The organism is Paraburkholderia caledonica NBRC 102488, assembly GCF_000685095.1.
GTDB classification, from domain to species: Bacteria; Pseudomonadota; Gammaproteobacteria; order Burkholderiales; family Burkholderiaceae; genus Paraburkholderia; species Paraburkholderia caledonica.
In genome coordinates, this window is the sequence record NZ_BAYE01000026.1 from 1 (window position 1) to 11,422 (window position 11,422).

The 11,422-nt window shown below is 63.5% G+C and carries 10 protein-coding genes; all 10 read right to left on the minus strand.

Annotated elements, in window-relative coordinates:
* Nucleotides 1-56: 56 nt before the first annotated feature.
* The 10 genes from bioB to can all read right to left on the minus strand — a co-directional run bounded on the left by bioB (nt 57) and on the right by can (nt 11,359).
* Nucleotides 57-1,160 (minus strand): biotin synthase BioB, encoded by a 1,104-nt coding sequence (gene bioB / locus BCA01S_RS30020; RefSeq protein WP_027780071.1) that lies wholly within the window; start codon nt 1,158-1,160, stop codon nt 57-59.
* A gap of 35 nt (nt 1,161-1,195) precedes the next feature.
* On the minus strand, nt 1,196-1,924 hold the full coding sequence (gene bioD, locus BCA01S_RS30025) for a dethiobiotin synthase (protein ID WP_027780072.1): 729 nt from the start codon (nt 1,922-1,924) through the stop codon (nt 1,196-1,198).
* Nucleotides 1,921-3,105, minus strand: a complete 1,185-nt coding sequence (gene bioF / locus BCA01S_RS30030) for an 8-amino-7-oxononanoate synthase (RefSeq protein WP_027780073.1) — start codon at nt 3,103-3,105, stop codon at nt 1,921-1,923. Before bioF ends, bioD begins: the two co-directional genes overlap by 4 nt.
* Entirely contained in the window at nt 3,105-4,466 is a 1,362-nt protein-coding gene (bioA, locus tag BCA01S_RS30035; RefSeq protein ID WP_027780074.1) for an adenosylmethionine--8-amino-7-oxononanoate transaminase, read from the minus strand. The genes bioF and bioA overlap by 1 nt, the downstream gene beginning before the upstream one ends.
* Before the next feature lie 645 nt (nt 4,467-5,111).
* On the minus strand, nt 5,112-6,401 hold the full coding sequence (locus BCA01S_RS30040; protein WP_027780075.1) for a dienelactone hydrolase family protein: 1,290 nt from the start codon (nt 6,399-6,401) through the stop codon (nt 5,112-5,114).
* 642 nt (nt 6,402-7,043) lie between these two features.
* Nucleotides 7,044-7,502, minus strand: coding sequence for a YchJ family protein (locus tag BCA01S_RS30045; RefSeq protein ID WP_027780076.1), 459 nt, complete (start codon nt 7,500-7,502; stop codon nt 7,044-7,046).
* 6 nt (nt 7,503-7,508) lie between these two features.
* The gene (locus BCA01S_RS30050) at nt 7,509-8,645 is read right to left on the minus strand and encodes an acyl-CoA dehydrogenase family protein (protein ID WP_027780077.1); all 1,137 of its coding nucleotides are present in this window, start codon (nt 8,643-8,645) and stop codon (nt 7,509-7,511) included.
* A 12-nt stretch (nt 8,646-8,657) separates the two neighbouring features.
* Nucleotides 8,658-9,335: an SDR family oxidoreductase gene (locus BCA01S_RS30055; protein WP_027780078.1), complete on the minus strand. Its 678-nt coding sequence runs from the start codon at nt 9,333-9,335 to the stop codon at nt 8,658-8,660.
* A gap of 46 nt (nt 9,336-9,381) precedes the next feature.
* Nucleotides 9,382-10,590 carry an acetyl-CoA C-acetyltransferase gene (locus BCA01S_RS30060; protein ID WP_027780079.1) on the minus strand — a complete coding sequence of 403 codons (1,209 nt, stop codon included), beginning with the start codon at nt 10,588-10,590 and terminating at the stop codon, nt 9,382-9,384.
* Complete coding sequence (gene can / locus BCA01S_RS30065) at nt 10,583-11,359, minus strand: carbonate dehydratase (protein WP_027780080.1); 777 nt, start codon at nt 11,357-11,359, stop codon at nt 10,583-10,585. The genes BCA01S_RS30060 and can overlap by 8 nt, the downstream gene beginning before the upstream one ends.
* Nucleotides 11,360-11,422: the final 63 nt, after the last annotated feature.

Consider the following 11,422-nt stretch of genomic DNA (forward strand, 5'->3'; position numbering starts at 1 on the left):
TCATATTGAAGCGGCCTTTTTCATTGCGCAGCATTTATAGCGCGCGGTCAGTGTGCTTAGTTCGTCGCGGCCTGCGCGGGTTGCTCATGTTCACAACCATGTTCGCAGCCGCTTTTATCGAGCGGCATGTGCTGCGCGGCTTCGGCGCGAATGCCGAGGCGTTCGAGTAGCTTGCGGTCCGCTTCCGCTTGCGGATTGCTCGTGGTGAGCAACTGATCGCCGTAGAAAATCGAATTCGCGCCTGCGAGGAAGCACATTGCCTGCAACGCTTCGTCCATCTGCTCGCGACCGGCCGACAGGCGCACCATCGCGCGCGGCATGGTGATGCGCGCAATCGCAATCGTCCGAACGAATTCGAACGGATCGATCGATTCAGTGCCTGTCAACGGCGTGCCTTCCACTTGCACCAGATTGTTTATCGGCACCGATTCCGGATACGGGTCCATGTTCGCCAGTTGCGCGATCAGGCCCGCACGTTCGCGGCGCGACTCGCCCAGTCCGACGATGCCGCCGCAGCACACGTTGATGCCGGCGTCGCGCACGCGTTCGAGCGTGTCGAGACGGTCCTGATAAGTGCGCGTCGAAATGATCTGGCCGTAGAACTCCGGCGACGTGTCGAGGTTGTGGTTGTAGTAGTCGAGGCCTGCTTCGCGCAGTTGCTGCGCCTGATGCGTTTCGAGCATGCCGAGCGTCACGCAGGTTTCCAGACCCATCGCCTTCACACCGCGAATCATGTCCTTGATCGGCTCAAGGTGCCGGTCTTTCGGATTGCGCCACGCGGCGCCCATGCAGAAGCGCGTCGCACCGTTTTCCTTGGCGGCCTTCGCGGCGGCGAGCACTTCGTCGACCGGCATCAGCTTGTCGGCTTGCAGGCCCGTATCGTGATGCACGGACTGTGGGCAGTACGCGCAATCTTCTTCGCAGCCGCCGGTCTTGATGGAAAGCAGTGTCGACAGTTGCACGGTGTTCGCATCGAAATGCTCGCGATGCGTTTGCTGCGCGCGAAACATCAGGTCGTTGAACGGCAGTTCATACAACGCGACGATATCGGCAACGCGCCAGCGCGCGAGCTGCTTGCCCGCTGCATCGACATTGGCGTTGGCATTGGCGTTGCTGGCGGCCGTTTCAGCACGCGCGGGGGCGATGTTCAGTTGCGTCATGTGCTCAATCCTCATGAATGGATGTGTTGGTTGATTCAGCGCTGCGCGTCACGCAGCGTCTGCAATAGCCGGTTGATGTCGAGTTGATCAGCCGCGAGTTCCGGCGCCGTTGGGCGCAGATGCGGCACGATGCCGAGCAACGGCGCGCCGTGTTCACGCGCGAGATGCTCGCGGATCGACGCGATGTTTTCGTCGGGGAAAGTCATGTCCGGGTCGACGCGATTCGCTACCCAGCCAGCAAGCGTGAGCCCGCGCGCGGCGATGGCGTCAGCGGTGAGCAACGCGTGGCTGATGCAGCCGAGGCGCATGCCGACCACCAGCACGACCGGCAGCTTCAGCGCGACGGCGAGATCGGCGGTGTCATGTGTGGCGGTCAACGGTACGCGGAAACCGCCGACACCTTCCACGACCACGACGTCCGCCCGCTGCAACGCCTGCGCATGGCAAGCGACGATATGGTCGATATCGAGGGCGACGTTCTCCAGCGCGGCCGCGATATGGGGCGCCGCTGGTTCCTTCAGCAGATACGGCGTGCGCATTGCGGGCGGCAGCAGCACGGTCGAAGCGGCGTCGAGCTGATCCGCGTCTTCGTTATGCAGTTCGCCGTTCAGTTCGAATGCGCCAGCAGCGATCGGCTTCATCGCGGCGGCTTGCAAGCCTTCGCGCGCGAAGCCGCGCAACAATGCACAAGAGACGAACGTCTTGCCGATTTCAGTATCGGTGCCGGTGACGAATAGCGACAGGGCAGAGTTCGTGGCGGTCATATGGCTTGCGCTCCTGCCTGTTGCAAGCCGGCTTCCAGCCGGTCGAGATCCGTGTGCGAATGCGCGGCCGACAACGATATGCGCAAGCGCGATGTGCCGGTGGGCACGGTCGGCGGACGGATTGCGGGAACCCACAGACCGGCGCGGTCGAGCGAGGCCGCAATATCCAGCGTCGCCTCGTTCGCGCCGATCACGAGCGGCTGCACGGCAGTGTCCGAATCGACGGGAATCCACGGCGTGCTTTTGAGCATGGCGCGCGTGCGGTCGATCAATTGGCGCAAATGCGCGCGGCGTTCATCGCCCTCATTGCCGCCGATAATGCGCAGACTCGCCGAAACCGCATGCGCCGCTGCGGGCACGGATGCCGTGGTGAATATATAAGGACGCGCGCGCTGTACGAGCCATTCGATCACCGTCTCGTGCGCGGCGACGAACGCGCCCGACACGCCCGCCGCCTTGCCGAGCGTGCCGATGGAAATCAGATTCGGCGAGCGCAACGCGGCGTCTGCGACGGCGCCGCGGCCTTGCGGACCGAGCACGCCGAAACCGTGCGCGTCGTCGACGATCAGCCATGCGCCATGCTGTTCCGCGAGTTCAAGCAGACGCGGCAGCGGTGCAATGTCGCCGTCCATGCTGAACACCGTGTCGGAGACGATCGCTTTCACGTCCGCGTCCGACGCGTCGAGCATCGCGCTCAGCGCTTCCATATCGCAATGCGGATAGATCTGCACATCTGCCCGCGATAAACGGGCGCCGTCGATCAGCGACGCGTGATTCAGTGCGTCGGAGAAGAGCGTCGTGCCGCGGCCTGCGAGCGCAGTGAGCGTCGCGAGATTCGCCATGTAGCCGGTGCTGAAGTAGAGCGCGCGCGGCGTATCCACGAAACCGCCGACGAATTCAGCAAGGTCGTCTTCGAGCTGCGCATGCGCGCGCGAGTGGCCGCCGAGCAGATGCGAACCGCCGCTGCCCGCGCCGTAGCGTTGCGCGCCTTCGGCAATGGCCGCGATCAATTGCGGATGCGCGGCGAGGCCGAGATAGTCATTGCTTGCAAAGCCGATAATCTCGCGGCCGTCGACCGTCATGTGCGCGGCGCAGGGCGTGTCGGCCGTGCGGCGTCGACGGCGCAGGCCGCGTTCGTCGATTTCCTTCAGCCCCGCTGAGAGTTTGTCGAGGAGATGCATTAGCGGACCTGCGCGAGCGTCGCTTCGAACGTTTCGCGAGTGCGCGAGGCGAGCAGCGCAAGTTCTTCGTCGTCGAGAATGTATGGAGGCATCAGATAAACCGTGGTCGAAATGGGGCGCAGCAGCAGTTCACGTTGCAACGCGTTTTCGAAGAAGCGGCGCGAGAATGTTTTGGCATGCTGAGCGTTTTCGATTGCCGCATCGAAGGCTATGATGGTGCCGCATTGCCGTAGGTTGCGCACCTGTTCATGCTTTGCGAGCGGCGCGAGCGCGGCCATCAGCTTTGCCGACTTTTGCGCGTTGGCTGCGAGCACGTTGTCGGTCGCGAATAGATCGAGCGTGGCGAGCGCCGCGCGGCACGCGAGCGGATTGCCAGTGTACGAATGCGAGTGCAAGAAGCCGCGAGCGGTGTCGTCGTGATAGAAGGCTTCGAAGATTTCGTCGCGCGAGAGCACGATGGAAAGCGGCAGATAGCCACCGCTTATACCTTTGGACAGGCACAAAAAGTCCGGCCAGATGCCAGCCCGTTCGCACGCGAAGAAGGTGCCCGTGCGTCCGCAGCCAACGGCGATTTCGTCGGCGATCAGATGCACGCCATATCGATCGCACAGCGTCCGTAAACCGGCGATATACGAAGCGTCGTGCATGGCCATGCCGGCCGCGCACTGTACGAGCGGCTCGACGATCAGCGCCGCGATCTTCGTGGCGCGGGCTTCGAAGAGCGCGCGTACATGGTCGAGCGCGCGACGTGCGACGTCCGCAGCCGCTTCACCGGATTTCGCAAGACGCGCGTCGGGTGACGCGACGACGTGCGCGTTGCGGATCAGCGGGTCGTAGGCGTCCTTGAACAGCGCGACGTCGGTCACGCCGAGCGCGCCGATGGTCTCGCCGTGGTAGCTGTTCGCGATGCAGACGAATTCCTGCTTGTCGGCGAAACCGCGATTGCGCCACGAGTGGAAGCTCATCTTGAGCGCAATTTCGACTGCCGATGCGCCGTCTGATGCGAAGAACGCGTGCCCCAGCGTGCCCTGTGTGAGCGCACCGAGGCGCTCCGCAAGTTCGATCGCGGGTTCGTGCGTGCAACCGGCGAGCATGGCGTGCTCGAGCGTATCGAGTTGGTCCTTGAGCGCCGCGTTGATGCGCGGGTTTGCGTGGCCGAAGAGATTCACCCACCACGAACTGATCGCATCCAGATAACGATGGCCGGCGCGGTCGTAAAGCCACGCGCCTTGGCCGCGCGCGACCGGCACGAGCGGAAGGCGCTCGTGGTGCTTCATCTGTGTGCAGGGATGCCAGACCGCTCGCAGGCTGCGGGCTACCCAGTCTTCGGTCGATATTGACGGTGTTGCTGAATTTTCCAAGAGGTACTCCAGAGAAGCTTTTCTTGCTGCTGCCGTGGTTGGTTTTTATGGTTTTTCCGGGCGCGGCGCGTGCGCGTTGGCGACGCTGCGCGCAGCCCTCGGCTAGCGTGCGGGGTCGAGATTAGCGGTTTATTTCGGCCTTTGCACTAGGCCTTTGACCGTGCTTTTCGCTGACGGCCGCGTGGTTCAGCGGTGTTCGCGACAGGTGATTTGCGTTTGAATCTGAAGCGCGCTAATCGCTGTAATTGACGACGGCAAAGTAATTGGGGGTAGTGGGCGAGATTGGGGGGAAGGGGCGGCGAGCCGGGAGATGTGACTGCCGGGCCGCAGGCGATCGGAGACGACCTGCGGCTGGCAAATTGTTGCGTATGAAGGAGCGAAATCAGACGGAGTCAACGTGATGACAGCTCAGTCTGAAGTTCGATCTGCACGATGGCAAGTGCAGCCACTTCGCAAGTAGCGAGTCAGGCAGATTGACAGCACAGAGGAAGGCAAGAAAGGCCCGACAGCGGGGCCTCTGAGACATTTAAAGGAGGGGCAGCAAAGAACAGGCAGACGGCGTGTGAAGATTGCCGGTATTTAAAAAACGGCGCCCCGCCGATGCCCTAAACCGCTGCGCATCTAAACCAGAACCCAATCGCGACATCACTCGCGACTGGCAATAGCCCGCCGCGCTTCGTCGGCAGAAGACCCGGACCCGCCGGTAGCACCACTATCCGCCGTCCGCGAACCCTGATCGCCCCATACGACAGAACTATCGACGGCATACAACCGGCAAGGCGCGGAACTCTGTTTCTGGCAATTAGCAATCGCGACCGACATCGGATCGTCGCCGCCCTCGGCCCACGACCATGCACCCGTGTCGGACACCGCAAATGCGCGGCTCGGATATTGATGCAGGAAGTTGCGATAGCCGTTGCGTCCAGCTTCGTCGACATAGGGCACGGCGTCTACGGCATCTACTGAAGCAAAGCCGCTCGCTTTGGGCGCCGAAGGATCCGCCACCCGGTACTGCACGCCCGTGGGCATGCCGACGCGGGCGAGGAAGGCCTCGACGGCCGGCCACCACACATGTACGCCGTCGCGGTCGCCGACGAGCCGATGTGCGTCGTTCTTATAGCTGCCGTAGTCGACCATCTTTGCGCTCGCGCCGTGCGCTACGTACGCCGCGTACATGCCGGCCACGAGTGGCGCATTCCACACTGAGTCGTTGTCGCCGTACATCCACAGCGACGGCACTTTCGTTTTGTCGCCGTAGGCGCCGAATGCGCGGGTCAGGTTACCTTGCCAGTCGCCGCACGCGTCCTGTCGCAAGCCGCCCGAAAAGTTAATCAACGCGCGCACGCCCGGTGCGGCCTCGGTGCCGTAGGCCAATGTAGCGAGACCGCCGTGTGACGTGCCGGCCACCACGATGTGTGACGCGTCGACATAAGGTTGCTTCGACATGTAGTCGACGGCGGCCGCAACGTCGCCGGCCTGCGATATGCCGTTGCGTTCGACGTCGCAACCGTCCTGATGATAGACGCCGCCCGACTGGCCAAAACCCTGGCGGTTCGGTGCTACGACCACATAGCCACGGCGCACGAATTCGCGCGCGAGCGGCAGCGGGTCGCTGCGTTCCTGCATGCGCGGATCGCCGGGAATCTTGCCGTGATTGAAGACGATCATTGGAAACGGGCCTGCGCCGTCCGGTTTGTAGACCGTTGTCTGAAGCGTGATGTCACCGTCGGCATCGACGGGTATGCGGATAATCTGTTGGTTCAGGCGCGCGGTGGGTAGATAAACGTCGTCCTGGAGCGCGATGCGCGGCACCTGCGCGCGGGCGAGGGGTCCAGGCTGGGCGTCCGCGAGCGGATTCGCCTGCGCGACTGCGACAGCGCACGTGGCCGCTGCACAAATCACCGCACACTTCGTAAGGACCTTGCTCAACACCATTCACGCACCTGCCTGAAAAGACTGCCTGGACATCTCATGTCCGTTCACCGAAACACGCGGCCGACATTCGCCTTTCGTGCACGTTTGCGACAAACAAAAAGATGCTCACGTACGCATTGCGCGAAGCGCACGCACGTCAATCGAGATCGCACGGGATAAACCCAACGGCCGACGCGACCCCACGCGCCGATGATGAACGCCACGTCTGCCGCCGGGCGCCGCGGCCGTAACCGTTTCTATCTGGTTATCGGCCAGGCACCGGCGCGGCTTGCGGAACCCTTACCAACTGGCCCTCGCATCGCGGCGTCACGAAGCAACGGCCTCATCCTGGCACGACAATTTTGTTTTGTGCAATCAAGGAGAACCCGCGACGAAAAAATTGCTGCATCGCGCGAGGGCTTGCATGGGGGGCGTGAACTCGGCCCGGGGCGCGGCTGGGGGCGGCGGCAGACGGGTCCTCGAGGGTCCTTGAGCAGGCGCTGGCAAGCCGTCGCGCGGCACCGCAGCGCACGACGTGAGCAAAGGTAAGGCGCGGCTTGTGGCGCCGAGCCAACGGAAGAAAACGACGCTTCTATGGGGCCATATGCGATGACGGCGCATTATCCGCGGCCGCGCGGCCAGATAACAGAAAGGCGCTGAAAGCTACTCGCTTACATCGCCGTCGACGTAGAGCCAGCGTCCGTCGTCGTTGCAAATGAAGCGGCTCAACTCGTGCAACCTGTGCGCGCGGCCCGCAACCTTGTATCTGGCGACGAACTCGACCGTCGCATGACGCGGATCGATCTCCGCGAACGTCTTGATTTGCAGTCCGAGCCAGCGAGGAGCGTCGGGCGCCGACACGTCGGCGTCCAGATCGGCGGGGCAGGTTTGCGGCGCCCAGGTCGCGCGCAAATAGTTCGTTGCGCCGACAACGTAAGCGCTGTACCGCGAGCGCATCAGTTCCAGTGCGCGCGGCGCGACCTCGCCGCCGTCGATGTAACGGCCGCAGCACTGCTCGAAACGCGGCGCTTTTGCGGCGCTCGCCTCGCCGGGAACGGCGCCGCCGCATGGGCAGTCGGTGGGCCGCTGCGCGGACGACTTGTGCCTGTTTTTCGAACTCATCGAACCCTAGCCGAGACCGCGCGCGATCAATATTTTCTGAATGTCGCTCGTGCCTTCGTAGATCTGGCACACGCGTACGTCGCGATAAATCCGCTCGACCGGAAAGTCGCTGAGATACCCGTAGCCGCCGTGGATCTGCAGCGCCGCCGAACAAATCCGCTCGGCAGCTTCCGACGCAAACAGTTTCGCCATGGCGGCTTCCGTGAGACACGGCTGACCGGCGTCCTTTAGCGACGCCGCGTGCCAGATCAACTGACGCGCGGCTTCCAGTTGCGTCGCCATGTCGGCGAGGCGGAATTGCACCGCCTGGTGCGAAAAAAGCGGCTGACCGAAGCTCTCGCGCTCTTTTGCATAGGTCAACGCGGCTTCGTACGCGGCGCGTGCCATGCCGACACTTTGCGCAGCGATGCCGATGCGCCCGCCTTCGAGCCCCGACAGCGCGATGCGATAGCCCTCGCCTTCCGCGCCGATCAGATTCGCGGCCGGCACGCGGCAGTCTTCGAAGATGATCTGCGCGGTGTCCGACGAATGCTGGCCAAGCTTGTCTTCGACTCGCGCGACCACATAACCCTTGCTGTCGGTCGGCACGATAAACGCGCTGATGCCGCGCTTGCCCGCCGCCTTGTCGGTGACGGCCATCACGATCGCGACGTTGCCGTTCTTGCCGCTCGTGATGAACTGCTTGACGCCGTTCAGCACGTAGGCGTCGCCGTCTTTGTCGCGTGTGGCGGTGGTGCGCAGCGCCGATGCGTCCGAGCCGGCTTGCGGTTCGGTCAGACAGAATGCGCCGAGCATTTCGCCGCGCGCGAGCGGCGTGAGCCAGTCACGCTTTTGCGCGTCGTTGCCGTAAGTCAGCAGGATGCTGCATACAGGGCAATTGTTCACGGAGATCGCCGTGGATGTACCGCCGTCGCCCGCGGCAATTTCTTCGAGAATCAGCGCGAGCGCGAGCGCGTCCATGCCGGCGCCGCCGTAGGTTTCGGGCACCAGCACGCCGTATGCGCCAAGTTCCGCGAGTTGGCGGTGAACGTCTTTCGGGAACGTGCGCTCGCGATCCCACGTCGCCGCGTACGGCGTGACTGCTTCGCGCACGAATGTGCGCAGCGCGTCGCGGACCATCAGGTGGTCCTGATCAAGCAGCATGAGCGTGTCTCCTCACCATTCCAGCGGCGTGCCGTCGTATTGATAAAAGCGGCCATTGAATGCTTCGCGCGAGGCGGCGGCCTGCTTGAGTACCTCGCGCATGCCGGCGACGCTGCGCGTGGGGTCGATCGCCGCCTGCGCGCCGCCCATATCGGTTTGCACCCAGCCGGGATGCAACGACACACACGTGGCGCGCTGCGCGTCGAGCGACGCGAGTTTGAGCGCGTCGTTCAACGCCGCTTTGCTCACGCGATACAGCCAGCCGCTCGTGCCGCTCGTGTCGCCGATGCTGCCCATCTTGCTCGAGATCACCGCCAGCACGCCGCCTGATTCTTCGACGAGCGGCAGCAGGATCGGCATCAGCTGCATCGGGCCGCGCACGTTGGTGTGCATGACATGGTCGAAGTCTTCGGCGGTAATGGTTTCAATGCCTTCGGTGCGCGGGCCGTACACGCCCGACACGACGATGGCAACGTCCACATGCTCGCCATCGAGCTTCCAGCCGAGCGCGGCGATATCCTCCGGCTCGGTCACGTCGACGGAGTAGGTTTGTGCGCCAAGCTGAGTGAGGGTGTCGAGCGCGGCGCCGTCGCGCGCTGTGGCGAGCACCCGCCAGCCACTATGTTTGTACTGCCGGACAAACTCCTGGCCGATGCCGCGCGATGCACCGACGATCAACACTGTCTTCATGATTCACCTCAGACCAAGTGACACGCTTGAACGTGCGTACTACGCGTCAAATCAGTTCGATACCCATTGCAGTCGCTTCGCCGCCGCCGATGCACAGCGTCGCGACGCCGCGCTTGCCGCCGCGCTGTTTCAGCGCGCCAATCAACGTGACGAGAATACGTGCGCCCGATGCGCCGATCGGATGGCCGAGCGCGCATGCGCCGCCGTGCACGTTGACCTTGTCGTGCGGCAGCTTGTGCTCTTTCATCGCCGCCATGGTCACCACGGCAAACGCTTCGTTGACTTCGTACAGATCGACTTCGTCGGCGCGCCAGCCGTTCTTCTCGAACAGCTTGCGAATCGCGCCGACCGGCGCAGTGGTGAACTTCGCCGGCTCCTGCGCGAAAGTCGAGTGGCCGACCACGCGCGCAATCGGCGTGACGCCGAGACGCTTGGCCGTCGATTCGCGCATCATCACGAGGGCCGCGGCGCCGTCCGAAATCGACGACGAGTTCGCTGCCGTCACCGTGCCGGTTTTGCTGAATGCCGGCTTGAGCGTAGGAATCTTTTCGAGGTTTGCCTTGAACGGCTGTTCGTCACGGTCGATCGTGACTTCGCCTTTGCGGCTCTCGACCTTCACTGGCGCGATTTCCCACGCGAACGAACCGTCTTCGTTCGCGCGCTTCGCGCGGTTCAGCGATTCGACGGCGAATGCGTCCTGCGCGTCGCGCGTGAAGTCGAACGAAGCCGCGCATTCTTCCGCGAACGTGCCCATCAGGCGGCCTTTTTCGTATGCGTCTTCGAGGCCGTCGTAGAACATGTGGTCGATCACCTGGCCGTGACCCATGCGCATGCCGCCGCGCGCCTTTGGCAACAGATACGGCGCGTTCGTCATGCTCTCCATGCCGCCCGCGACGATCACGTCGACCGAGCCGGCGGCCAGCATGTCGTGCGCGAACATCGCCGCGCGCATGCCGGAGCCGCACATCTTGTTGACCGTGGTGCTGCCGGTTGCAAGCGGCAAGCCGGCGCCGAGCGCGGCCTGTCGTGCGGGCGCCTGGCCGAGGCCGGCCGGCAGCACACAGCCCATCACCACCTCGTCGATCTGCTCGGGCTTGAGGCCCGCGCGTTGAACCGCGGCTTCGATCGCCACCGAGCCGAGCTGCGGCGCAGTCAGCGACGCGAAATCGCCTTGAAACGCGGCCATCGGCGTGCGCGCCGCGCTCACGATTACAACTGGATCAGCCGTTGTGCCGTTCATGTTTGTCTCACTCATGTTTTAGCTCCTTGATCACACCTTCGACGATAGCCGGCACGTCGCCAAGCTGGGCCGCATCGGCGGCGACCACGTCGTTGTCCGCCTGATGCGCGCGGCTTGCCGACACGGCGGCGACGCAACGCTGGTAAGTTTCATCGAGCGCGGCCGCGTTGTTGATCGTCATGCCGAGGTCGCGCACCTTGCCGTCGTGCACGCCGTACGCCCAGCCGTGCACGGTCAGTTCCTGGCCGCGCGCCCATGCATCGTTGATGATGGTCGTGCGGCACACGTTCACCACTTGTTCGAGAGCGTTCAGTTCGACGAGACGCCGGTGACGCGCCTCGCCGAGCGGCCATTCGTCGAGCAGCGCGGCATGCTTCGCCCGCACGTCCTGCACGTGATGCAGCCAGTTATCCGCGAGACCCACGCGGCGGCCGTGCAATGCCGCGCCCACGCCGGAACAGCCATAGTGGCCGACCACCATGATGTGCTTGACCTTCAGCAGATCGACGGCGAACTGGATCACCGACAAACAGTTCAGATCCGTATGCACCACTACGTTTGCGATGTTTCTATGCACGAACACTTCGCCCGGCGGCAAGCCGATGATCTGGTTGGCCGGCACGCGCGAATCGGAGCAGCCGATCCACAGATACTCGGGCGTCTGCTGATGCGCAAGGCGCGAGAAGTACTCGGGGTCTTCGGACAGTTTGCGGGCAACCCACGCGTCGTTGTTGTCGAACAGATGAGCGAGCGGGTGAGCAGGGTTGGAAGCGTTCGTGTTCATAAAGCGTCTTGGCGGTTATTCGACCGCTTGAGCGGCCGGGTCGTTACGTTAGATTCGGTGTCG

What these genes read in the sequence shown, in the direction of transcription:
- BCA01S_RS30050 (WP_027780077.1), bottom strand. Translation starts at nt 8,645, where the DNA reads ATGCTGCTTGATCAGGACCACCTGATGGTCCGCGACGCGCTGCGCACA.
- bioD (WP_027780072.1), bottom strand. Translation starts at nt 1,924, where the DNA reads ATGACCGCCACGAACTCTGCCCTGTCGCTATTCGTCACCGGCACCGAT.
- bioF (WP_027780073.1), bottom strand. Translation starts at nt 3,105, where the DNA reads ATGCATCTCCTCGACAAACTCTCAGCGGGGCTGAAGGAAATCGACGAA.
- can (WP_027780080.1), bottom strand. Translation starts at nt 11,359, where the DNA reads ATGAACACGAACGCTTCCAACCCTGCTCACCCGCTCGCTCATCTGTTC.
- BCA01S_RS30040 (WP_027780075.1), bottom strand. Translation starts at nt 6,401, where the DNA reads ATGGTGTTGAGCAAGGTCCTTACGAAGTGTGCGGTGATTTGTGCAGCG.
- BCA01S_RS30055 (WP_027780078.1), bottom strand. Translation starts at nt 9,335, where the DNA reads ATGAAGACAGTGTTGATCGTCGGTGCATCGCGCGGCATCGGCCAGGAG.
- bioB (WP_027780071.1), bottom strand. Translation starts at nt 1,160, where the DNA reads ATGACGCAACTGAACATCGCCCCCGCGCGTGCTGAAACGGCCGCCAGC.
- BCA01S_RS30060 (WP_027780079.1), bottom strand. Translation starts at nt 10,590, where the DNA reads ATGAGTGAGACAAACATGAACGGCACAACGGCTGATCCAGTTGTAATC.
- BCA01S_RS30045 (WP_027780076.1), bottom strand. Translation starts at nt 7,502, where the DNA reads ATGAGTTCGAAAAACAGGCACAAGTCGTCCGCGCAGCGGCCCACCGAC.